We start from the raw sequence: 22989 nt of genomic DNA on the forward strand, positions 1-22989 counted from the left end.
GGAGGGTCTTTCCTTCTGTTGAACGAAGGCCAGCTTTTCTAGGACGTTGTCTCGAAGACGCGGTGCTGGCGGTCTTCGCGGTCGCGGTGCGCGGCGGGCCGCGCCGCACGGGGGTCAGATGTCCAGGAAGCGCACGTCCTTGGCGTTGCGCTGGATGAACTGGCGGCGCGCCTCGACGTCCTCCCCCATCAAGATCGAGAACAGCTCGTCGGCCTGGGCCGCGTCGTCCAGGGTGACCTGGCGCAGGATGCGGGTGTCCCGGTCCATGGTGGTGATCCGCAGCTCCTCGGCGTTCATCTCGCCGAGACCCTTGAACCGCTGCACGGTGTCGTCCTTGAGCCGCCGGCCCGCCTGTGCGCCGGCGGCGAGCAGCGCGTCGCGCTCCCGGTCGGAGTAGGCGTAGGCGAAGTCGTTGGCGGTCCACTTGACCTTGAACAGCGGCGGCGCGGCCAGGTACACGTGCCCGGCCTCGATCAGCGGCTTCATGAACCGGAACAGCAGGGTGAGCAGCAGGGTGGTGATGTGCTGGCCGTCGACGTCGGCGTCCGCCATCAGGATGATCTTGTGGTAGCGCAGCCTGGCGATGTCGAAGTCGTCGTGCACGCCGGTGCCGAGCGCGGAGATCAGCGCCTGCACCTCGTTGTTCTGCAGCACCCGGTCGATCCGGGCCTTCTCCACGTTCAGGATCTTGCCGCGGATCGGCAGGATGGCCTGCACGCGCGGGTCGCGGCCGGACTTGGCCGAGCCGCCGGCGCTGTCGCCCTCGACCACGAAGATCTCGCACTCCGCGGGGTTGGTGGACTGGCAGTCGGCCAGCTTGCCGGGCAGCGCCATGGTCTCAAGCAGGCCCTTGCGCCGGGTCAGCTCGCGGGCCTTGCGCGCGGCGATGCGGGCGGTGGCCGCCTGGATCGACTTGCGCACGATGTCCCGGGCTTCGTTCGGGTTGCGGTCGAACCAGTCGGCCAGCTGCTCGTAGGTGATCTTCTGGACGAAGGTGCGCGCCGCGGTGTTGCCGAGCTTGGCCTTGGTCTGGCCCTCGAACTGCGGCTCCCCGAGCTTGACCGAGATGATCGCGGTCAGGCCCTCGCGGATGTCCTCGCCGGCGAGGTTGTCGTCCTTGTCCTTGAGCAGCTTCTGGTCTTTGGCGTACCTGTTGACGATGTTCGTCAACGCCGAACGGAAGCCCTCCTCGTGCGTCCCGCCGTCCGGGGTGTTGATCATGTTGGCGAAGCTGTACACACCCTCGGAGTACTGGGTGTTCCACTGCATCGCGATCTCGGCGGAGATCTTGTGGTCGGTGTCCTCGGCCTCGAACTCGATGACCTGCGGGTGCACCAGATCGCCCTTGGCGGCGTTGATGTGCCGGACGAAGTCGGCGATGCCGCCCTCGTAGTGGTAGCGCACCGCGCGCGGGTTGCCCTCTTCGTCCTTGAACTCCGGGCGCTCGTCGGTCAGCGAGATGGTCAGGCCGCGGTTGAGGAAGGCGGTCTCCTGGAACCGGCGGGAGAGCGTCTCGAAGCTGTAGGTGGTGGTCTCGAAGACCTCGTCGTCGGCCCAGAAGGAGACCGTGGTGCCGGTCTCGGTGGTGGCCTCGCCCTTGTGCAGGTCGGCGGTGGGTGTTCCGCGCAGGTATTCCTGGGTCCACAGGGCGCCGTCGGTCTTGACCGCAACGGTCAGCCGGGTGGACAGCGCGTTGACCACCGAGACGCCGACGCCGTGCAGGCCGCCGGAGACCGCGTAGCCGCCGCCGCCGAACTTGCCGCCGGCGTGCAGCACAGTGAGCACGACCTCGACAGCCGGCTTGTCCTGGCCCGGCACGATGCCGACCGGGATGCCGCGGCCGTTGTCGACGACGCTGACGCCGCCGTCGGCCAGCAGCGTGACCTCGATGTTGTCGCAGTAGCCGGCCAGCGCCTCGTCCACGGCGTTGTCGACCACTTCGTAGACCAGGTGGTGCAGGCCGCGCTCGCCGGTGGACCCGATGTACATGCCGGGTCGCTTGCGCACCGCCTCGAGGCCTTCGAGGACGCTGATCGCGCTGGCGTCGTAGTCGCCGTTTCCGCTTCTGGCGGCCGCTGGGACGGCGGTGTTCTCATCGACCGCCGGGGCGGACTGGTCGGACTGCTCTGAAGCGACCACGGACGCGAAACCCTTTCTCAACGTCAGCGGCACCGGCCGGCTGGGGAAGGAGCCGGGGCCACAAGGCGAGGAGCTGGAGCGCGCCATCGCGGCACCAGCAGCAGGCCGTCGCGGGACAGGAGGTGGCGAGGGGTCGCCGTCAGCCTGAAGTCCCCGACTGCCTAGAACCTGTTCCATTCTACCGGTTCACGGGGACAAGATGCGGCACACGCGCCCTGACAGCGCTTCTGAGCTGATCCACCCTTAGTTAAGTGTCCCCCTACGCGCTGGGGGGTCGGTAAACGCTCGGCGCGATGACGGCGTCGTTCGCGGCGCCGAGTCATACCACCCGATTGTCGCAGAATAACCAGCTGCACCACGCGTGCTCGTTACGGGCGCTTGGCGGGTGGTCGGTCCCTGTAGTGCGCGGTTGCCGCTTTCGGATCACTGGGCACGCAGCACCGAGCGCCCAGAGGACTACACGGTCAGGGCACTCGCCTGGTTCGCGCACCGCCGTTCGCGGACAGACGACCGCGGCGCCAGCTCGGTGGATTCGGCCCGATGACGGAAATGCGCTCTATAGCGTCACGCGGAGGGCCGCCGGGTACTGCACGGCGTGGTACCGCAGCGTTAAGCCGGGAAAGCAGCGTCGCCGATAGATGGCGTAGCTCGGTAGCCCATGCCGAGGAGTCGGTCTGCACGGTAAGCACGCCGTCCTCGTAGGAGATCGGGGCGCAGTGCGCGGCGATTCGCGGGCCGACGATGTCCGCCCAGCCGTGGATGATGCCGCCGACGGCGGCAGGGGCCTCCCAGCCTGCCTCGGCGAGAAGCCGGGAGAGCGTGGCCTCCAGTGGCTGGGGGTCGCGCTCGTCGGGACGAGCGCTGGAGCGCCGGGCGTTGGCCTCCGCCGAACCGCGGCGCAGCGCTCTGCCCTCCTCGAGCTCTCGGGCCCGCTTGCGTGCCGCGGTGAGCGCGGCGCGGGCGAGATCGGCGCCGCGAAGGCCTGAGGAATTCTCGGCGTCGGTCACGCGGAGCGCTCCGAAGCGTCAGCGACAGCGCCGCTGTCAGCTCTCTCATCGTTCGAGTCGTCGGCGTCCAGTTCGTCCACAGGGCTGTGGACAGGTGCTGCCGGTTCGTTCTCATCCCGGCGCGTTACCGCACCCTTGGTGACGTCGTAGCGAACGCCGCGCAGTTCAGCCGGCACGTCCGCATCGACAGCGGCGGTGATCAGGACCTGTTCGGCGGATGCGGCGACCGACACCAGGTGCGCGCGGCGCGAGGAATCCAGCTCGGCGAACACGTCGTCGAGCAGCAGCACCGGCTCGATGCCGTCGGAGCGCAGCAGCTCGTACGAGGCCAGCTTCACGGCGAGCGCGAACGACCAGGATTCGCCGTGGCTGGCATAGCCCTTGGCGGGAAGGGGCCCGCTGCCGTAGTCGATCGCGAGCAGCAAGTCGTCGCGGTGCGGTCCTACGAGTGTGATCCCGCGTTCCACCTCGTCCGGGCGGGAACGGACGAGGGCCGCGGCGAGCGCGGCCTCGAGTTCAGTCACATCCGGCGGACGACTCGTGGCGGTCGAGCCAGCGGCAGTCGGCTGGACAGCGCTCGCGGATCCCGCCGCCGGCTGCGAACCGGCGGCGTCTTCGTCACGCGCCTCGGGGTCGAGCGGACAGGACGGCCGGTACTCCAGCGTCGCGCCCGGGTGACCGGCGATCGTCCCGTATGCCTTGTCGACCAACGGTGTCAGCGCACGTAGCAGTCCAAGCCGCGCGGCCAGCAACTGCGCCCCGGCCCTGGCGAGATGCGCGTCCCAGACGTCGAGGGTGCTCAGATCAGGCGTCTGACCGCCGCGGGCCGCACGACGCACCATCGAGGCGGAACGCAGCAGAGCGTTGCGTTGCTTCAGCGCGCGTTCGTAATCCGCGCGCACGGCCGCGTACCGCGGGGCGCGCGCGACGAGGAGCTCGTCGATGAACCGGCGCCGTTCCGAGGGATCGCCCTTCACCAGCGCCAGATCCTCCGGCGCGAACAGCACGGTACGCAGGTAGCCGAGTACGTCACGGGGCCGGTTCACCGGCGAGCGGTTGAGCCGCGCCCGGTTCGAGCGGCCCGGGTTGATCTCCAGTTCGACCAGCGCGGTCCGGTCCTCGTGCCGCACCGCGCCGCGCACCACCGCGCGCTCGGCCCCGGCCCGCACCAGCGGCGCGTCCTGGGCCACCCGGTGGCTGCCCTGGTTGGCCAGGTACCCGATCGCCTCGATCACGTTCGTCTTGCCCTGGCCGTTGCGGCCGACGAACACGCCGACGCCGGCCTCGAGCGGAAGCTCGAGACCGGCATAGGACCGGAAATCGGCCAGCGACAGATGGCTGAGACGCACTGCCTACGTTCCTGTTGTGATACCGCGTGGGGTCGGGATTCCCGCCTTGGGCCGTCGGGCGCGGCGGCGCGGAAACCGCGCGCCTGACGACCCGTCAGGCTCCGGGGGTGCGGTGCTCGGCGGCGTGCTTGCCGTCGGCGCCGGTGACCGCGTGTCCGCCGAACTGGTTGCGCAGCGCGGCGACCATCTTCATCGAGGGGGAGTCCTCCTGGCGGGAGGAGAACCGGGCGAACAGCGAGGCGGTGATCGCGGGCAGCGGCACGGCGTGGTCGATGGCTGCCTCGACCGTCCAGCGGCCCTCGCCGGAGTCCTCGGCGTATCCGCGCAGCTTCTCCAGGTGCTCGTCCTGTTCGAGCGCGGCGACCGCCAGGTCCAGCAGCCAGGACCGGATGACGGTGCCCTCCTTCCAGGACCGGAACACCTCGCGCACGTCGGTGACCTCGGCCACGGCCTCGAGCAGCTCCCAGCCCTCGGCATAGGCCTGCATGATCGCGTACTCGATGCCGTTGTGCACCATCTTGGAGAAGTGGCCGGCGCCGACCGCACCGGCGTGCACGAACCCGAACTCTCCCGCCGGCTTGAGCGCGTCGAAGATCGGCTGCACCTTCGCGACGTCCGCGGCGTCGCCGCCGACCATCAGCGCGTAGCCGTTCTGCAGGCCCCACACTCCCCCGGACACCCCGGCGTCGACGAAGCCGATGCCCTTGGTCGCGAGGTGCTCGGCGTGCTTCTTGTCATCGGTCCACCGCGAGTTGCCGCCGTCCACCACGACGTCGCCCTCGGACAGCAGTTCGCCGAGTTCCTCGATGGTGGAGTGGGTCGGGCCGCCGGCCGGGACCATGACCCACACCACGCGCGGCGCGGAGAGGGAGCCGACCAGATCCTTGAGCGAGCCCACGTCCGACAGGTCCGGGCTGCGGTCGTATCCGACGACCGTGTGCCCGGCCCGGCGGATGCGCTCGCGCATGTTTCCGCCCATCTTGCCCAGACCGATGAGTCCGAGTTCCATGACGCCTTCTCTCTGCTGTCCCGGAGCCGAGGCTGTGACCGCTCCGTGGGTCCGACCGACCCTGTCGCCCAACGACGCTGTTGCTTCCGGGATCGACCGTATCGCCCGTGCCCGGTTGCCGCACACTTCGCCCGCGGGGGTTGCCCGCGCCCCGCGGGGTCGGTCGGACCGGGGGCTCAGCCGGACAGGCGGATCGGCATGATCAGGTAGCGGTAAGCCGGGTCGTGGTCGGCGTCCACGGCGGGACGGCCGGTGAGGACGGCCGGCTTGGTGGAGGTCGTGTAGGACAGCTGGGCGTAGGGGGCGTCGATCGCGCCGAGGCCTTCGAGCAGATAGCCGGGGTTGAAGGCGACGGAGATGTCTTCCTCTTCGAAGACCGCGTCCATCGTCTCCGAGGCCTGCGCCTCGTCGCCGGAGCCGGCCTCCAGCGTGACCTGGCCGGCGGAGAAGTTGAGCCGGATCGGCGTGTTGCGCTCGGCGACCAGGGCGACGCGCTTGACGGCCTCGATCAGCGGGGCGGTCTCGATGACCGCGGCGCCGGTGTACTCGGCCGGGAACAGCGCGTTGTACTTGATGAACTCGCCCTCCAGCAGCCGGGTGGTGGTGCGCCGGCCGCCGGCCTCGAAGCCGATCAGGCCCTCGCCGGCCCCGCCGTCCTCGCTCGACAGCGCGATGGTGACCCATTCGCCGGAGGTGAGCGACTTGGCGATGTCGTACAGCGTCTTGGCCGGAACGAGGGCCACCGCCTCGGCGTCGGCCCGCTCCGGCTTCCACAGGATTTCGCGCACGGCGAGGCGGTAGCGGTCGGTGGCGGCGAGGCGGAGGGTGTCGCCGTTGATCTCCACGCGCACGCCGGTGAGGAAGGGCAGCGTGTCGTCCTTGCCGGCCGCGACGGCGACCTGCGCCACGGCGGCGGCGAAGGTGGAGCCCGCGATGGCGCCGCTGGCCCCGGGCATGCTCGGCAGCGCGGGGTAGTCGTCCACCGGCATGGTCTGCAGGGTGAACCGGGAGGTGCCGCAGACCAGGGTGACCTTCGAGCCCTCGGTGGCGATCTCCACCGGGCGGTTCGGCAGCGACCGGGTGATCTCGGCCAGCAGCTTGCCGGAGACCAGCGCGGTGCCCTCCTCCTCGATCTCGGTGGGCACCTCGGAGCGGGCCGACACCTCGTAGTCGAAGCCGGAGACGGTCAGCAGGCCGCCCTCGGCGCGCAGCAGCAGGCCGGCGAGCACCGGAGCGGGCGGCCTGGCCGGCAGCGAGCGGGCGGTCCAGGCGACCGCGTCGGCAAGTACGTCGCGTTCCACTCGGAACTTCACCGGTATCCGCCTCCTGGCAGTGGGGGCGCCGCCGGCCTCGGCGGCCGGATACGGCTGGGTATGGGTTCTGCCGCGTGGCGTTGGCTTCGCCGCGCGGGGCTCGACGGGTCGGGGCGGCCGCGCCGGGACCCATCATGCCGCCTTCTTCCGACAGCCGGTGTGCCGCCTGTGGAACCGGTGCGAGCCGGTTGCGGAGCCGGCTGTGCGTCCGCTGGAGCGGCTCGCGCGATCCGGAGGTTTTTCCACAGGCGGTGGATGGAAGAAAGGCGAATGAGGACCTGGCGCTGCTGTGGGCGCCAGCTTACCTAGGTTCGGAGAGGTTGGACCTCAGAGGACCGACGACGGTTTTCCACAGATTCGAGCCGAGACGGCTGCAGTTCGGGATCCCGGTCTATATCTCTGTAGTCGTAGTAGTAGGCGCTGTGGATATGTGGAAAACGGCCTTTTTCGCAGCTCAGCTGAGAAATTCTGTGCACAGGGGTATGTGTACAACCTGGGGATAATCGAGGGCGACCTGTGGATGGCGAAAAGTTTTCCCCACGGTTTCCACAGTCGGAGCCCGGTTTTGCACAGCCTGTCCCCAAGTTGATCACCAGGGTTGGGGACAACGCGTTCACCCGGATGGGCGAAGCGGCTGCGACCTGCGGAGTTATGCACAGAAGTTATCCCCAAGCATCCACAGGGTGTGGGAAACCGGTGTGCAACGGCCTAGCGATGTCCGTTATGTCGTTTTCCTGAGCTCTCTTCGCTTCGGTGCGTCGATGGGGACATTAGTCGACTAATTCGAGCCGGTGTGAGATGACACGCCCGGTTCCGGACGAAAAGAACTCGACTGCGCGTGTGTGTTAACGCGCCGTGGATCGGCATTGTGGACAGTCTGTGGATAACCCGCGTAATCCGAAAACGGGATCCGATAAGGCAGCGACGTTGTGTGTTCAGTTATCCACACGTCGCTGTGGACAGCGCGATAACTTTTCCACATGCCTGTGGATACAGCGATGCGTTAGGTGCAGAGAGGGTGCGGTAGGAGAAGCGGTCAGCCGCGCATCGACTTGATGCGGTTGGTCAGCTCGGTGACCTGGTTGTAGATCGAGCGGCGCTCGGCCATCAGCAGCCGGATCTTGCGATCCGCGTGCATGACGGTGGTGTGGTCGCGGCCGCCGAACTGCTGCCCGATCTTCGGCAGAGACAGATCCGTCAGCTCCCGGCACAGATACATTGCGATCTGACGCGCCGTCACCAGCACGCGGCTGCGCGAGGTACCGCAGAGGTCCTCCATCGACAGCCCGAAGTAGGCGGCGGTCTGCGCCATGATCGTGGCGGTGGTGATCTCGGAACCGCCGCTGTCCGGGATCAGGTCGCGCAGCACCGCCTCGGCGAGCGGGAAGTCCACCGGGGCGCGGTTGAGCGAAGCGAAGGCCGTCACCCGGATCAGGGCGCCTTCGAGCTCGCGGATGTTGGTGGAGATCTTGCTGGCGATGAACTCAAGCACCTCGGGCGGTGCGTTGAGTCCCTCCTGCGCGGCCTTCTTGCGCAGGATCGCGATACGCGTCTCCAGTTCCGGCGGCTGCACGTCGGTGATCAGGCCCCACTCGAAGCGGGAGCGCAGCCGGTCCTCCAGGGTGGTCAGCTGCTTGGGCGGCCGGTCACTTGAGATGACGATCTGCTTGTTGGAGTTGTGCAGCGCGTTGAAGGTGTGGAAGAACTCCTCCTGCGTTCCTTCCTTGTTCTCCAGGAACTGGATGTCATCGATCATGAGGATGTCGATGTCGCGGTAGCGGCGGCGCAGCAGGTCCTGCTTGCCGTCACGGATCGCGTTGATGAAGTCGTTGGTGAACTCCTCGGTGCTGACGTACCGCACCTTCGTGCCCGGGTACAGCGAGCGGGTGTAGTGGCCGATCGCGTGCAGCAGGTGCGTCTTGCCCAGGCCGGAGTCGCCGTAGATGAACAGCGGGTTGTACGCCTTGGCCGGCGCCTCGGCCACGGCCACGGCGGCGGCGTGCGCGAACCGGTTGCTCGAACCGATGACGAAGGTCTCGAACAGGTACTTCGGGTTGAGGCGGGCGTTCTCCCCCTCCTTGGTCCCCTGCTGCTTTCCGTGCGGCGCGAGCTCGGGCCTCGGCGCGCCGGCGTTCGCCGGTCCGTCATCGCTTCGCCCGCCGTCGGCGAACTCGGGACTGCGGGTCGGCGGCGGAATGGGCGGCTGCGCGGGAAGCGGCTGCGCCGAACCCTCCGGATCGGCGGGGACGCGCTCATCGGGCGCGGGAGCGAACGGCAGACGCGGCGCGGTTTGGGCCGGCGCCGGCTTAGCGGCCGCGACCGTGACGGCGATCCGCATCTCCTGGCCGAGGATGCGGCCGAGCCCCGAGGTGATCAGATCCCGCAGCTTGGTCTCCAGCACGCCCTTGGAGAACTCGTCGCCCACGCTCAGCAAGGCGGTGTCGCCGACCAGCGCCATCGGCACGATCACGCGCAGGAAGGCCCGATCCCCCGGGCTGACCGAGTCCGCCGCGTCGACGCTGGAAAGGAACGCAGCCCACACTGACGCGAAGTCCAGGGGGCCGCCGTCCGTGGGAACGGAACGGGAGGGATCGTCAGGCACGGCTACCACTCACGGGTCGGGTCTGGGCAGGGGTCGCGCCCGTCCACAAGTTTTCCACAAGCCCTGTGGAAAACCCGGCGTCTGACTGCGCGCGGTCGCCGGTGTTTCCCCCGGGGCAGCCGCACGGCTGGGCCCGCGTCCGCCGCGACCGTAAAGCGTGCAGCTCAGACATGGTGCGGACCTGGATTCGGGCGACTCGACCGGCAATAGCGACTCGGATGACGGTAGCCATCCAGCGCGCCCTGTTCAACTTGTTGTCCACAGGTCTGTGCTTAACGCGTCGTACCGATGCGTGTGGTCGATCGCCTGGCGCTTCGGTAGTCGCCAACGGCTTAGTAATGGTGCCCGTGTGTGATCGGAACGGGCGGTTTGACCCGTCGCCGATCGTCCGCGTACCGTAAGCAGGTCGAGATGCCGACCGGCGTTGTGTCATGCCTGCGGAATGGACGCCTCCAGCGCGACGATGCGGGCCGCCGGAGCAGCAAGCGCTCCACACGACACCTTCCAGGTATCGAGACGTCGAGGACCGAATCAGCACCTGTCTGGAGCCCCAGTGACCAAGCGCACCTTCCAGCCGAACAACCGGCGTCGCGCCAAGACCCACGGCTTCCGGCTGCGCATGCGCACGCGCGCCGGCCGGGCCATCCTCTCGTCGCGCCGGGCCAAGGGCCGGCGCAACCTTTCCGCCTAGCTTTCAGGTGCTGCCCGCAGACCGCCGTGTGAAGCGGGGCGACGAGTTCGCCCGCGCGATCCGCGGCGGGCGCCGGGCGGGGCGGCCGACGCTCGTCGCGCACCTGTGGCGGGCCGACCTGGACGTGACGAACTCGAGCGTTGCCGAAGCCCGTACGGGTCCAGCCCGTGCGGGCTTCGTCGTGAGCAAGGCGGTGGGCCCGGCGGTCACCCGCAATCGGGTCAAGCGCAGGCTGCGGCACTTGGTGGCGCAGCGGCTCGACGAGCTGCCGGACGGCGCGGTGCTGGTGATCAGGGCGCTGCCGCCGGCCGCCGAGGCGCACGGCCGCGAGCTGGCGCGCGACCTCGACTCGGCGCTCGGGCGGCTCGGGAGGCGCTGATGAAGTACCTGCTGATGGGTTTGATCCGGCTGTACCAGCTGACGATCTCGCGGATGCTGGGACCGGTGTGCCGCTACTACCCGAGTTGCTCGCACTATGGGTACGAGGCCATTGCGGTACATGGATCGGTGAAGGGCTCGATCCTGACGGCATGGCGGATCCTGCGATGCAATCCGTGGAGCGCCGGCGGGGTCGACCCGGTGCCTCCACGCGGCGCGTGGCGGATAGTGGATATGGACGGGGACGCTGCTTCGGCGCGCCGTTCCGTGTGAGGTAGTTCGTGGGTCTTGAGTCGAGCCGAGGAGCCTGACCGTGTCGTCGCTGTATTCGCTTCTGGATCCGTTGATCTGGGGTGTCAGCTGGATCATCGCCGGATTCCACAAGCTGTTCAGTCAGGTGTTCCTGCCCGACAGCGGCTGGGCCTGGGGTCTGTCGATCGTCTTCCTGACCGTGCTGATCCGGGCCGCGCTGATCCCGCTGTTCTTCAAGCAGATGAAGTCCATGCTGGCGATGCAGCGCGTCCAGCCCGAGGTCAAGAAGCTCCAGGACAAGTACAAGAAGGAACTCGACCGGGCCAAGTTCGATCCGGCCAGGAAGAACGAGATCCGCCAGCGCCAGCAGCGCGAGATGATGGCGCTCTACAAGGAGCACGGGACCAACCCGTTCGCCAGCTGCCTGCCCCTGCTCGTGCAGTCGCCCTTCTTCATGTCGCTCTACCGCATGCTCTACCTGGTGGCGAACGGCAGGTCGATCGGCGCCATGACCGCCGTGCTGGTGACCAGCGCGAACAAGGCCCACATCTTCGGAGCGCCGATCTCGGCGCATTTCAACACGCCCGCGAAGCAGCTGGCCGCGGTCGGCTCCACGACGCTGAACGTGCAGGTCGTGATCATCGCGATGACGGTGGTCTACGTGGTGACCCAATTCATCACGCAGCGTCAAATGATCTTGAAGAACAGCGCACCTGACAATCCGATGGTGCAGCAGCAGAAGATGATGATGTACGTCATGCCTCCGCTGATGGCGCTGTTCTGCTTCATCGCCCCGGTCGGCGTGCTTATCTACCTGTTGACCACTAACTTCTGGACCATGGGCCAGCAGTTCTACATGCTGCACAACGCACCGCAGCCCGGCTCCAAGGCGCACGAGGCCAAGCTCGCCCGCCTGGCGGCCAAAGAGGCCAAGAAGGCTGCCAAGGAGGGCGAGCCGGTCGACGCCGTTCCTCCGCAGGCCGGCGAGAAGACAGTGGGCACGAACGGCGCCAAGTCGGTCAACGGCGCCACGGCCAAGGGCGCGGCGAAGGCGAAGACCGGCACCGCGGGCAACGCCGCAGGCACCAAGCAGATCGAGGATGCCCGGCCGAAGCCGCAACGCAATCAGCCGGTTCGCACCACGCGCAGCGCGCGGAAGAAATAGCTTTTCGGGGGATCCCCGAGGGTGGTGCCCGGCGATGCGGGCCAGGACAGACGTAGGGAGTACACGGTGACGGATTCGGCCGTCGAGGCGGCGCAGTCGGTGTCGGCGCAGACGACCTCGGAAGAGCCCGACGAGGATGAGCTGACCCGGCTTGAGGAGGAAGGCGAGATCGCGGCCGACTACCTCGAGGGGCTGCTCGACATCGCGGACCTCGACGGGGACATCGACATGGACGTCGAGGGCGACCGCGCCTCGGTCTCCATCGTCGGCACCGGCCTCGACCAGCTGATCGGGTCGAGCGGTGAGGTGCTCGAGGCGCTGCAGGAGCTGACCCGGCTCGCGGTGACCAGGGAGACCGGTGAGCGTACCCGGCTGATGCTGGATGTCGGCGGGCACCGGGCGGCGCGCCGCGCGGCGCTGGAGCGGCTCGGCGCCGAGACCGCCCGCAAGGTCAAAGAGACCGGGGAACCGGTGAAGCTGGCGCCGATGAGTCCGTTCGAGCGCAAGATGGTGCACGACGCCGTCGCCGCCGCGGGTTTGCGCAGCGAGTCGGAGGGCGAGGAGCCCAACCGCCGGGTCGTGGTCCTCCCGGTCTGAACACCCTGTGACCGGACGTCCGGTCCGGAACCGGTAGTGGCCGGCCCCGCCTCTCAGGAGGCGGGGCCGGTTTGCGTTACCCGGCCCGAGGTGGGCGGTACGGAGCAGGACCGATCCTTGACATGATGATGGCTGCCGTTCCACGTGAAACTGAGGGAATGCCCGATGCTCGATGCGAAGCTGCCCGCCCCGCCGCAGGCGGCCGTCGATCTGTTCGGCCCGGCACTGCCGGTCGTCCAGCGGTACGGCGAGCTGCTGGCCGGGCCGGGCGTCGAGCGTGGACTGATCGGTCCACGAGAGGTGGACCGGCTCTGGGAGCGGCATTTGATGAACTGCGCCGCCGTCGCGGAGCTGGTGCCGCAGGACGCGCATGTCGTCGACGTCGGCTCCGGGGCGGGACTGCCAGGCTTGGTGCTCGCGGCCATCCGGCCCGATTTGCGGGTGACGCTGCTGGAGCCGCTGCTGCGTCGCACCGTCTTTCTCGAGGAGTGCCTCGACGCGCTTGAGCTCGACAACGCGGAGGTGCTTCGCGGCCGCGCCGAGGACTGGGCTCGGCGGATGGGCGCCGACGTGGTGACCGCGAGAGCGGTGGCGCCCATGGAACGTCTGGTCGGCTGGTGCCTGCCGCTGCTTCGTCCTCACGGGCGAATGCTCGCCTTGAAGGGCGAGGCCGCTGCGGAGGAACTCGCGGCGGTAGCGCCCACGCTTTCCGGGCTCGGCGCCCGGGCGTGGGGCGTGGTGGAAGTGGGAGCGGTGCTCGGCGATGCCGCGACACGCGTGATCCGCATCGATCTGGGCCCTAGCGGATTCCGGAGCCCGGTACAGCGCTCTCGCCGCGGTACCCGTGGTTAAATGTGACACCGCCTCTCTGCGCGCACGTCTCACGGAGACCGCTCTGCTTATGCAGCGAGGGTTTCACGTGAAACGTAACCCCTACGAGTGAGTTGCCGGGGAAATGCGCCGCGACTGACTCTGTAGTTTCTCCGACCGAGGCGGCGAGGGGACATGATGGTCGCGCACGGTCAGTACAGTGATTTTTCGCAGGACGATCCCGACCGCGGTGAATCGCCCTCGGATATTGGACGCGCGGATTCGACCGGGGAGCCGCTTCCGCGCGGATGGCGGCTCGACGAGTCACGGGACCTGCCGGCGCCGCCGGACGGCTTCAGCTGGTCCTGGCAGCTCGACCCGCGGGCCGCGGATGCCGAACAAGCCGTCGTCTCGGCGACGGAGGAAGAGAGTTGGCCGATGCCCTACGACCAGCCGCCGGCAGCGAGCGCACGCGAGATTGAGGTGCATCCCGAGGTGGACACCGATCTGCTGCACGGTGGCCGCGGCCGATCCGAAGACACCCCGATCGCCCGTGAGGCCGAGGCGGCGCTGGCCGCGCTTTCGCGCAGCAACCAGGAAATGCCGCGGCCAAGACAGACCCGCACCTTCGTGGTGGCCAACCAGAAGGGCGGGGTGGGCAAGACCACCACGACCGTCAACATCGCCGCCGCGCTCGCTCAGGGCGGCGCGAAGGTGCTGGTCGTCGATCTCGACCCGCAGGGCAACGCCTCGACGGCGCTCAACGTCGACCACCATTCCGAGATCCCCTCGATCTATGACGTGCTGATCGAGCGGTACTCGATGGAGGAGATCGTCCAGCCGGTCGCCGACATCCAGGGGCTCTTCTGCGCCCCGGCGACCATCGACCTGGCCGGCGCGGAGATCGAACTGGTCTCGATGGTGGCGCGGGAGAGCCGGCTCCAGCGCGCGCTGTCGGTCTACCACAGCTCGATGGACTACATCCTCATCGACTGCCCGCCCTCGCTCGGCCTGCTGACGGTCAACGCGATGGTGGCCGGCAACGAGGTGCTCATCCCGATCCAGTGCGAGTACTACGCGCTGGAGGGGCTTGGCCAGCTGCTGCGCAACATCGAGTTGGTGCGCGCCCACCTGAACCCCAACCTGCACGTCTCGACGATCCTGCTGACGATGTACGACGCGCGCACGCGGCTGGCCTCACAGGTCGCCGACGAGGTTCGCACCCACTTCCCGGACCAGGTCCTGCGCACCTCGGTGCCGCGCTCGGTGCGTATCTCCGAGGCGCCGAGCTACATGCAGACGGTGATGACCTACGACCCCGCCTCGACCGGTGCGCTCGCGTATCGGGAGGCGGCCCGGGAAATCGCCGAGCGGTGGGCGGCGCGGGAGAAGGTTTCCCGCATCCCGGTGCAGTTGGATGAGGGCAGCACGCACGGCAGCACGCAAGTTGGGATCGACGCTGAGGTGAAGCGATGAACGACCGGCGACGGGGACTCGGCCGCGGACTCGGGGCACTGATCCCGACGATGCCTGCGGAAGGAGCCGAGGGGACCTCGGCGCTGACCGCTCCGGCGGCCGCGCCGTCCGTGCCGCAACGGCGACTGCCGCTCGGCGAGATCTACCGGCCCGAGGCGGAGGAGGCACCGGAGCCGGAGTCCACCGAACCGGTCTTCGTAGCCGCGTCCATCGTGGCCGACGAGGTACCCGGAGCGCACTTCGCCGAACTGCCCATCGACGCGATCGTGCCGAACGCCAAGCAGCCTCGCGACTTCTTCGACGAGACCGCGATGGAAGAGCTGATCCACTCGATCCGCGAGGTGGGTCTGCTCCAGCCGATCGTGGTGCGCCCGGAGGGGCCGAGCGGCAGCGGCAAGTACGAGCTCATCATGGGCGAGCGCCGGTGGCGCGCCGCCCAGCAGGCGGGACTCGAGCGCATCCCGGCGATTGTCCGGGAGACCGAAGACGAGCGGATGCTCCTCGACGCGCTCCTGGAGAACCTGCACCGGTCACAGCTCAACCCGCTGGAAGAGGCGGCCGCCTACGACCAACTGCTCAAGGACTTCTCCTGCACGCACGAGGAGTTGGCCGACCGGATCGGCCGCTCCCGTCCGCAGGTGTCGAACACGCTGCGTCTGCTCAAGCTGCCGCCCAAGGTGCAGCTGCGCGTCGCAAGCGGTCTGCTGAGCGCCGGTCACGCGCGGGCGCTGCTCGGTCTGGACACCGCCGAGGAACAGCAGCACCTGGCCGAGCGCATCATCGCCGAGGGCCTATCGGTGCGCACGGTCGAAGAGATCGTGGCGGTGGGGGATCCGGAAAGCGATCGCGCCCGCGCACCGCGCAAGGTGCGCGCCGGAAGCCGCGTCTCCCCCGAGCTCTCCGAACTCGCCGGGCGCCTGTCCGATCGGCTGGAGACCCGGGTACGGGTGGACCTCGGCGCCCGCCGCGGGAAGATCGTGGTCGAGTTCGCCTCGATCGAGGACCTGGAGCGCATCATCTCCACGCTCGTGCCCGGAGAGCGCGTGCGTGCGCGATCCGGTGGCGCTAACGCAGTCGAGGCTTAACAGCGCTCTGTGTGGCGAAGCCTTGCTTCGCACTCGGCCTTACTACGCACCCGATGGTCCCCTATGTTTCACGTGGAACAGGGGGGCCATCGCTGTGCCGGGCCACTACTCTCGCCCTGTCGGGAGGCCGGGCGGACCGGCGGAATAGCCGGCCCCCGGTATCCGTTCGTCTCCATGCAGCCACACCAAGAGGGAAGGTCAGCGAGCCGTGCCGCAGAACTCGGAAGAGCGAACCAGCGAGGTTCGTGAAGTCATCATCATCGGTTCGGGCCCGGCCGGGTACACAGCGGCTATCTACACCGCGCGGGCCGGACTCAAGCCGCTCGTGTTCGAGGGCTCGGTCACCGCGGGCGGCGCGCTGATGAACACCACGGACGTAGAGAACTTCCCCGGCTTCCCCGACGGCGTCATGGGCCCGGACCTGATGGACAATCTCCGCAAGCAGGCCGAGCGCTTCGGCGCCGAACTGGTCGCGGATGACGTCACCGAGGTCGAGCTGACCGGCGAGCTGAAGCGCGTCGTGGACGGCGCGGGCGAGGCCCACCTCGCGCAGACCGTCATCATCGCCACCGGATCCGGCTACCGCGAGCTCGGACTGCCCGACGAGAAGCGGCTGTCCGGCCACGGCGTCTCTTGGTGCGCCACCTGTGACGGCTTCTTCTTCCGCGAGCAGGACATCGTCGTGGTCGGCGGCGGCGACACCGCGATCGAGGAGGCCACCTTCCTGACCCGGTTCGCCCGCTCGGTGACCGTGGTGCACCGCCGCGACCAGCTGCGCGCCAGCAAGATCATGCAGAACCGGGCCTTCGCCAATCCGAAGATCTCCTTCGCCTGGAACAGCGAGGTCGTCGGCATCGAGGGCGAGGACCGGGTCAGCGCCGTGCGGCTGCGTGACACGGTGACAGGGGAGGAGCGCACCCTGGCCGCCACCGGTCTGTTCATCGCGATCGGCCACGAACCGCGCAGCGACCTGTTCCGCGGCCAGATCGACATCGACGCAGAGGGCTACATCAAGGTGGACGCCCCGAGCACCAGGACGAACCTGCCGGGGGTGTTCGCAAGCGGCGACGTGGTCGACCACGTATACCGTCAGGCAATCACCGCCGCCGGCACCGGCTGCGCGGCCGCGCTCGACGCCGAGCGGTACCTGGCAGCGTTGAAGGACGGCGCGCCCGCGGTCTGATCCGCACACGAGCGCCACGAGCCGAGTTGGCAGCACACGGATCGACGGCTACGTCGATCGGAAGCAGAACCGTCCGAGGCGGCGTTTCGGACGGGCGAAGGCAGCACCAAAGAGACACCGGGAGACGAGGAAACATGTCAGACCTCAAGCAGGTAACCGACGCGTCCTTCCAGCAGGACGTGCTCGACAGCGACAAGCCGGTCCTGGTGGACTTCTGGGCGCCGTGGTGCGCTCCGTGCCGGATGATCGCGCCGATCCTGGACCAGATCGCCGCCGAGCACGGCGACTCGCTGGAGATCGTCAAGGTGAACATCGACGAGAACCCGCAGATCGCCGCGAAGTACGGGGTGCTGAACATCCCGATGCTCAACGTCTACGTCAAGGGCGAGGTCGCCAAGACCATCGTCGGCGCCAAGCCGAAGCGCGCTCTGCTCAACGACCTCCAGGAGTTCGTCTCCGCCTGAGCGGAACCGCAGTAGCAGCACTAGACGACAAACGCGAAGCGCTAGTGGCCACCCGACTCCGGGTGGCCACTAGCGCTTTTGCCTTAACTCGAATCTCCGCTCGGATGCGAGCGCTGAGTCGCTGCCTACTTCGCGACGATCCCCTGCGCGAGAACCTCGTAGTTCGACGCGGCACACGACTGCGAGTAGACGACTGCCCTGACCGTCGTGGCGTCACCACCGTTCGGGTAGATGACGAGCGTTGCCGGCACGCCCTCGAAGGTTCCGGTCACCACGCGCAGCGCTTGGTCGCCGCTGAATGCCGGATTCGCCAAACACGGCGAGTTGATCTCGAGATCCGGCCTCGTAGTGCCCAGCGTCTGCTTCACCCAGACGGCCAGGGGAGCGGTCGGAGCGACCGTGTTGGGGGACTCCACCAAGCCTTGGGCCCGCCGAGGACCGCTGCTGGCCGCATCAGGCCTGAGTGCTGCGGAACCGCTGCTGGAAGCCGCGCCGTTGCTCGACGCGTTCGAGGAGATGAGGTTGACCGCCAGCGCCAGGCCGCCGGCCAATGCCGCGAGTGAGGCCAACCCCACGCCGACGCGACGCGACAGCCACCACCGCCGACGCCCGCTCGATGCGCTGCCCTGGCTCGCGGATGCGATCGCACCATCAGCACTCGGCGAACTGGCCCGGGCGGCCGCTTCGCGAGCGAGGGCCGCGTCGATCCGGATCGCCACCTCCTGCGGCAGCTGCGGAGCCTCCAAGGTCTCGAACGCGGCGAGCAGTTGCGCGATCGCGTCGACCTCGGCACGGCAGGCGGCGCAGTCGAGAAGGTGTTCTGACGCGCCCTCAGCGGTCGGCTGCTCGCCTTCCGCCAACGCGGACAGGTCCTCAGTCGAAAGATGGACGTCCGGGCCTCTACGGGGCTCGTGTGCCGTTGTCACCGCACACCTCGTTCCATCGGCTCCGGGCTGTCGCCAACTCCCGAGCCGCCGTCGTGCTGTTTGCCGCCGTCCCTGCTTCGGCCGGGTGTCTGCTCTTGGACGGACGCCACGGCCGGTCGGTTCCGCAGATCCGCGAGCAAGACCGCGAGCTTCGCCCGGCCCCGCGCACACCGGCTCTTGACCGTGCCCGTGGGAACACCGAGCGCTTGCGCCGCCTCGTCCACCGACAGCCCCTCGATGTCCACGGCGACGACGGCCGCGCGCTGGTCGAGCGGCAGGGTGGCAAGAGCGTCCTCCAGAACGATGCGCAGCTCGCGGTTCTCGGCCATGTCCGACGGATCGCGAACCGCACGCTGCCACGCCGCCGACTGCTCGTCGGGATAGCGGACCGTAGGCCGGGCGGCTTGCCGGCGCACTCGGTCTACGCAGGCGTTCACCACGATCCGGTACAGCCACGTCCCGACCGCGGCTTCCGAGCGGAAGCTCGCCGCCGCGCGGAACGCAGAGACAGCCGCGTCTTGGAGAGCATCCGCGGCCTCTTCCGGATCGCCGGTCGTACGCAGCGCGACGGCCCACAGCCGGTCCCGATGCCGATTGAACAGCTCGCTGAATGCCTCGGGATCGCCATCGACGTGCCGGGCCATGAGGGCGCGGTCGGCGGCGTCATCACGCGCGCGCTGCTCCTCGCCACGACGTGCGCGCATCCGCTCCTCCCCCGCACCGTTCGTGCGCGCTTCGCGGGGCCGAAGCGCTACGAGAAGATTTTGACGTTCGCCAGGCTGTCACGGTAGCCCGCGATGTTGTACTGCCCGGCGTCCTGATGGGGCAGGACGGTGAACCAGATCATCACGTACCGGGTCTTGACCGCGGTCGAGAACGTCACATCGACCTCGCCGCCGCCCACATCTGCCTTGGTGGCCTGCTTGGCGAACCCGGGCGGAGCCGCGTTCTGTACCGACGGCAGCGAGGTGAGTCCGGCATCGGCGGTCCACACCTCGGTGGTCGCCCCCGGGACGCCCACGGTGAACGTCACCTTGCTGACGTTCTTCGCCGAGCCGAGGTCGAAGATGATGCCGGTGCCCCTCCGATAGGACGTTATGTCGGGCCCGTCCTTGTAGGTGGTGGTGATCCAGCCTTCCGAAGAGCCGTTGTACGACTGTTGCAGCCGCTCGATGTCGTCTTGGCCCTTGTCGGAGTCCCATATCGACGCGCCCGTGATCGCCAGCTGCTGCGTGGTGGCCGGGGCGGACGAAGCCGAGCGGGCTTGCGGGCTGTTCGACGGGGGCATCGACGAGCCGCCGTTGTGGCCGCCGAGCTGGAAGGCCGCGACCGCGCCGATGACCACGACGACGCCGAGGATCACCGCGAGCACACCGCGCGGCACCCGGCCCGCTGAGCGGCCGCCGCCTTGATTCCCGAGTTGCTGCACCGCGGTCGGCGCCGCGACCGGGTAGACCGGAGCGCGGCGGGGGATCGGCCGGGGGATGACGTCGGTGGTTTCCGACTCGTCGCGCAGCTTGGGCAGGGCCGCGATGCTCGACGTCAGGGTTTTCGCGCTGTCGATGACCGGCACGTCGGCGTCTGCGGCTTCGAGGGCCTGCTCTACGAGCTGGTCCACCGCCTTCGGGATGGCAGCGCGGATCTGGGCCGGGGTGAACGGCTTGCCGTGGGCGCGCGGCGCCGCGGGTAGCCCGAACGCCGGCTCCTCGCCCGGCCAGCGGCCGGTCAGCGCGGCGTACCAGATCGCGCCGACCGCCCGGACGTCCTCGGCCGGCGTGGCCATCTCGGCGCCGGACATCGCGGTTTCCAGGCACAGGCCGAGAATTTTGACCTGGTTCGTGGTGGTCAGCAGTACCTTGTCAGGGTCGAGCGCTCCGTGTCGCATCTCACAGGCGTGCGCCTCCGCCATCGCCACGGCCAGTTCCCGCGCGATCCGGGTCGCGAGCGCGACGGAGAGCGGCCCGCGAGCGAGCCGCTGGGTCAGCGCCGAGGCATCGGAAACCCACTCGGTAACGACGTAGACCAGGCCGTTCTCGTCCGCCACGTCGAGTACTTGGACGAACCGTACGTCGGGGACGGTCGCCGCGTTACGCGCGGCCGCCTCCATCGCCCGGGCGCGCGGGTGGCCAGAGTCGATCAGGTCGACGCCCACTTCGCGGTTGAGCAGCTCGTCGAAGCCGACCCAAGCCTGCGGCCCGGGCCCTTCCCCACCGGAGAACCGGCGCAGCTCCCGTTCCAGCCGATACCGGCCGGCCAGCCTCGCGCCGACGTGGACCCGTTGGTCGAAGCGGGCGCGGTCGGAGTTCTCGCTGTCTCCGGCGGGCTTTTCGGCCAGGGAAGCCACGGCCCTCCCTCTTGTGCATCGTTGGCGTCGTGGGGCTCCCGCGCGCGAAAGCGCGCTCGCTCTCATGCTAGTGCCCGGTTCTCACCCGTCGAACCGAAGCGCGGGGCGCGCCGCCCTGAAAGAACGACACGTCTTCGTGCGGTCCGCACTGCAACAACGACGCTTCGTGAGCGCTTTTCGGTTCGGTTTACCGCTATCCGGCGGTTCAGCGGCCGAAGCGGGACCGCACCGTTCCGAGCAGCATGTCTACCTCCTCGATGCGCATCTTGCGCGAGGCCGCCAGGAAGAGCAGGCCGAACAGGCCGCCGCCGACCACGATCCCGGCCCCGGCCCCGGTCAGGCCGCCGTGCAGCGCCTGCGTGATCTCGAAACCGATCGGGCCGCCGATCAGCGCCCCCAGCGCCGAGGCCGCGCCGAGCTTGGCGTGCGTGCGCACGATCCGCGTCGTGTCCAGGCCGCGCAACTTGCGGCTGAGCTTGGCACCGGTCATCACCATGCCGATGGTGTAGGCGATGACGTAGCCCACGCACATGCCCGCGACCGCCCACTTCGTGGTGTGCAGCAGCTCGTAGGAGACGTAAGCCAGGCCCCCGTTGAAGAACGAGATCCAGGCGGTAACCACGAACGGTGTCTTGGTGTCCTCGTATGCGTAGAACCCACGCATCATCAGGTACTGCGCCGAGAACGGGATCAGGCCGAGACCGAACGCCATCAGCATGTAGCCGAGGTTGCGGGCCATCGTCGCGTTCGTCGCACCGTGCTCGAAGAGCAGCGCGGAGATCTGCTGGCCGAAGGCGAGGAACAGGAACGCGCAGGGCACGATCGCGACCGCACTCACGCGCAGGCCGTAGGAGATGGAGTCGCGTACCGCGCCCCGGTCCCCCGACTGCGCGGCCCGGCTCATCCGGGGCAGCAGGGCCGTGATGATGGACACGGTGATGATGGCCTGCGGCAGAATCCAGATGGTCAGCGCGTTCGAGTAGGCGGTGTAGCCGACCCCCTCGGTCTGATGGGCACCGCTCGTGTCCATTGAGCTGCTGAGCCGGGTGATGACCGTCGTGCTGATCTGCCCGACCAGCACCATGCCCATGGTCCACTTGGCCAGCGTCATCGACTTGCCCAGGCCGACGCCGCGCCAGTCGAACCGGGGCCGGAAGCTGATGCCGACCTGGCGCAGATAAGGGATCAGCGCCACCGTTTGCAGCGCGATGCTGATCGTGGAGCCGAGGCCGAGCAGCGCCAGCTCGTTCTGCGTGATGTTCGCGGTGCTCTGCACGTAGCCGGCGATCCAGAGGTAGGCGCCGAAGGTGGCGATCTGGATGACGTTGGCCAGCACCGGCGTCCACATCATCGGGCCGAACTTGTCCTTGGCGTTCAAGATCTGCCCGAACATCACGAACATGCCGTAGAAGAAGATCTGCGGCAGCATGTAGCGCGCGAAGACGATCGTGATCTCGCGGTTGGCCATCGTCGCGTTCGGGTTGAACAGCGAGACGATCTCGGGCGCGAACAGCACGCACACCAGGGTGAGTGCGGCCATGATGATGATGGTCAGGGTCAGCAGCCGGTCCATGAACGCCTGGCCGCCGTCGGCGTCGTCCTTCATCGCGCGCACCAGTTGCGGCACGAAGATGGAGTTGACCGCACCGCCGATCACCAGCAGGTAGATCGTGTTCGGCACGTTGTTGGCGATGTTGTAGCCGGTGCCGAGTGCGGCCGTGCCGAGCGCGGCGACCAGCAACAGCTGGCGGATCATGCCAGTGGCGCGGGAGACGATGGTGCCCAGCGCCATGATCCGGCTGGCCCGCGACACGCTGGTGGTCGGCGCCGCCTGCCCTTCGCGGACCGCGTCGATCGTGCCGGTGGCCGGCGCCGGGGTCCACGGGTCGAACGGGCCGAGCTCGTCGGGCCGGGTGGCCGGGCCCTGCACTTGGCCGCGGCGCGGCGGGATCAGCTGCTGGATCGCCGCCGGGTCGAGGAAGGAAGTGCCGAAGACCGGCAGGTTGAACCGGGTGGCGTCGACCGCCTCGGCGTACGCGGCGCGGCGGGCCGCGCGTTCCTCGGGAGCTTCGTCTTCGGGTATGGCCGGGTACCACAGGTCTTGCCGTGGTGGCTGCGTCCGGGCGGCGGCGCGCGGTCGATCGTCTTCTGCCCAGCGTGCCATGGCTCCGGTCCTCGGTACCCTTCATCGCGCGCGGG

At 68.5% G+C, this 22989-nt stretch carries 19 protein-coding genes and 1 pseudogene; 10 read left to right on the top strand and 10 right to left on the bottom strand.

All coding sequences use genetic code 11. The features are described from left to right. Positions 1-114: 114 nt before the first annotated feature. The 6 genes and pseudogenes from gyrB to dnaA all read right to left on the bottom strand — a co-directional run bounded on the left by gyrB (position 115) and on the right by dnaA (position 9419). Positions 115-2226, bottom strand: coding sequence for a DNA topoisomerase (ATP-hydrolyzing) subunit B (gyrB, locus tag VFA06_RS05025; protein ID WP_414639827.1), 2112 nt, complete (start codon positions 2224-2226; stop codon positions 115-117). Positions 2227-2603: 377 nt separating this feature from the next. Beyond that, complete coding sequence (locus VFA06_RS05030) at positions 2604-3146, bottom strand: DUF721 domain-containing protein (protein WP_324839209.1); 543 nt, start codon at positions 3144-3146, stop codon at positions 2604-2606. Positions 3147-3265: 119 nt separating this feature from the next. Continuing rightward, positions 3266-4495 (bottom strand): annotated as a pseudogene (recF, locus tag VFA06_RS05035) (DNA replication/repair protein RecF); the annotation flags it as partial. A 94-nt stretch (positions 4496-4589) separates the two neighbouring features. Beyond that, positions 4590-5504, bottom strand: a complete 915-nt coding sequence (gene gnd / locus VFA06_RS05040; RefSeq protein ID WP_324839211.1) for a phosphogluconate dehydrogenase (NAD(+)-dependent, decarboxylating) — start codon at positions 5502-5504, stop codon at positions 4590-4592. 176 nt (positions 5505-5680) lie between these two features. Beyond that, on the bottom strand, positions 5681-6817 hold the full coding sequence (dnaN, locus tag VFA06_RS05045; RefSeq protein ID WP_324839212.1) for a DNA polymerase III subunit beta: 1137 nt from the start codon (positions 6815-6817) through the stop codon (positions 5681-5683). A gap of 1036 nt (positions 6818-7853) precedes the next feature. Continuing rightward, positions 7854-9419 (bottom strand): chromosomal replication initiator protein DnaA, encoded by a 1566-nt coding sequence (gene dnaA, locus VFA06_RS05050; RefSeq protein ID WP_324839213.1) that lies wholly within the window; start codon positions 9417-9419, stop codon positions 7854-7856. 553 nt (positions 9420-9972) lie between these two features. Here dnaA and rpmH point away from each other — a divergent pair. From rpmH to trxA, 10 genes are all read left to right on the top strand, one after another. Then, on the top strand, positions 9973-10110 hold the full coding sequence (rpmH, locus tag VFA06_RS05055) for a 50S ribosomal protein L34 (RefSeq protein ID WP_211464442.1): 138 nt from the start codon (positions 9973-9975) through the stop codon (positions 10108-10110). Positions 10111-10117: 7 nt separating this feature from the next. Beyond that, positions 10118-10489 carry a ribonuclease P protein component gene (gene rnpA / locus VFA06_RS05060; protein ID WP_324839214.1) on the top strand — a complete coding sequence of 124 codons (372 nt, stop codon included), beginning with the start codon at positions 10118-10120 and terminating at the stop codon, positions 10487-10489. Continuing rightward, positions 10489-10761, top strand: coding sequence for a membrane protein insertion efficiency factor YidD (yidD, locus tag VFA06_RS05065; protein ID WP_324839215.1), 273 nt, complete (start codon positions 10489-10491; stop codon positions 10759-10761). Before rnpA ends, yidD begins: the two co-directional genes overlap by 1 nt. Before the next feature lie 40 nt (positions 10762-10801). Continuing rightward, positions 10802-11905, top strand: a complete 1104-nt coding sequence (gene yidC / locus VFA06_RS05070) for a membrane protein insertase YidC (RefSeq protein ID WP_324839216.1) — start codon at positions 10802-10804, stop codon at positions 11903-11905. A gap of 99 nt (positions 11906-12004) precedes the next feature. Then, positions 12005-12502: a protein jag gene (locus VFA06_RS05075; RefSeq protein WP_349260055.1), complete on the top strand. Its 498-nt coding sequence runs from the start codon at positions 12005-12007 to the stop codon at positions 12500-12502. 165 nt (positions 12503-12667) lie between these two features. Beyond that, on the top strand, positions 12668-13354 hold the full coding sequence (gene rsmG, locus VFA06_RS05080) for a 16S rRNA (guanine(527)-N(7))-methyltransferase RsmG (RefSeq protein ID WP_324839218.1): 687 nt from the start codon (positions 12668-12670) through the stop codon (positions 13352-13354). Between the two features lie 396 nt (positions 13355-13750). Next, positions 13751-14788 (top strand): ParA family protein, encoded by a 1038-nt coding sequence (locus tag VFA06_RS05085; protein WP_414639828.1) that lies wholly within the window; start codon positions 13751-13753, stop codon positions 14786-14788. Next, positions 14785-15873 carry a ParB/RepB/Spo0J family partition protein gene (locus VFA06_RS05090; protein WP_324839220.1) on the top strand — a complete coding sequence of 363 codons (1089 nt, stop codon included), beginning with the start codon at positions 14785-14787 and terminating at the stop codon, positions 15871-15873. Before VFA06_RS05085 ends, VFA06_RS05090 begins: the two co-directional genes overlap by 4 nt. A gap of 208 nt (positions 15874-16081) precedes the next feature. Beyond that, the gene (trxB, locus tag VFA06_RS05095; RefSeq protein WP_324839221.1) at positions 16082-17056 is read left to right on the top strand and encodes a thioredoxin-disulfide reductase; all 975 of its coding nucleotides are present in this window, start codon (positions 16082-16084) and stop codon (positions 17054-17056) included. Between the two features lie 134 nt (positions 17057-17190). Further along, on the top strand, positions 17191-17520 hold the full coding sequence (trxA, locus tag VFA06_RS05100) for a thioredoxin (RefSeq protein WP_324839222.1): 330 nt from the start codon (positions 17191-17193) through the stop codon (positions 17518-17520). A gap of 125 nt (positions 17521-17645) precedes the next feature. Here trxA and VFA06_RS05105 read toward each other — a convergent pair whose 3' ends face one another. The 4 genes from VFA06_RS05105 to murJ form a co-directional block, all read right to left on the bottom strand. Then, positions 17646-18446, bottom strand: coding sequence for a hypothetical protein (locus tag VFA06_RS05105; RefSeq protein WP_324839223.1), 801 nt, complete (start codon positions 18444-18446; stop codon positions 17646-17648). Continuing rightward, positions 18443-19150 carry an RNA polymerase sigma factor SigM gene (gene sigM, locus VFA06_RS05110; protein WP_324839224.1) on the bottom strand — a complete coding sequence of 236 codons (708 nt, stop codon included), beginning with the start codon at positions 19148-19150 and terminating at the stop codon, positions 18443-18445. Before sigM ends, VFA06_RS05105 begins: the two co-directional genes overlap by 4 nt. A gap of 47 nt (positions 19151-19197) precedes the next feature. Beyond that, on the bottom strand, positions 19198-20790 hold the full coding sequence (locus tag VFA06_RS05115; protein ID WP_324839225.1) for a protein kinase family protein: 1593 nt from the start codon (positions 20788-20790) through the stop codon (positions 19198-19200). Positions 20791-20995: 205 nt separating this feature from the next. Continuing rightward, positions 20996-22954, bottom strand: a complete 1959-nt coding sequence (gene murJ / locus VFA06_RS05120; protein WP_324839226.1) for a murein biosynthesis integral membrane protein MurJ — start codon at positions 22952-22954, stop codon at positions 20996-20998. Positions 22955-22989: the final 35 nt, after the last annotated feature.

The sequence above is a fragment of the Actinocrinis sp. genome, assembly GCF_035653575.1.
Lineage (GTDB): Bacteria > Actinomycetota > Actinomycetes > Streptomycetales > Catenulisporaceae > Actinocrinis.

Bases quoted from the DNA above. Each gene is read 5' to 3' on its own strand.
- gyrB (WP_414639827.1), bottom strand. From the start codon at position 2,226: ATGGCGCGCTCCAGCTCCTCGCCTTGTGGCCCCGGCTCCTTCCCCAGC.
- gnd (WP_324839211.1), bottom strand. From the start codon at position 5,504: ATGGAACTCGGACTCATCGGTCTGGGCAAGATGGGCGGAAACATGCGC.
- yidD (WP_324839215.1), top strand. From the start codon at position 10,489: ATGAAGTACCTGCTGATGGGTTTGATCCGGCTGTACCAGCTGACGATC.
- rsmG (WP_324839218.1), top strand. From the start codon at position 12,668: ATGCTCGATGCGAAGCTGCCCGCCCCGCCGCAGGCGGCCGTCGATCTG.
- VFA06_RS05085 (WP_414639828.1), top strand. From the start codon at position 13,751: ATGCCCTACGACCAGCCGCCGGCAGCGAGCGCACGCGAGATTGAGGTG.
- VFA06_RS05090 (WP_324839220.1), top strand. From the start codon at position 14,785: ATGAACGACCGGCGACGGGGACTCGGCCGCGGACTCGGGGCACTGATC.
- trxA (WP_324839222.1), top strand. From the start codon at position 17,191: ATGTCAGACCTCAAGCAGGTAACCGACGCGTCCTTCCAGCAGGACGTG.
- sigM (WP_324839224.1), bottom strand. From the start codon at position 19,150: ATGCGCGCACGTCGTGGCGAGGAGCAGCGCGCGCGTGATGACGCCGCC.
- murJ (WP_324839226.1), bottom strand. From the start codon at position 22,954: ATGGCACGCTGGGCAGAAGACGATCGACCGCGCGCCGCCGCCCGGACG.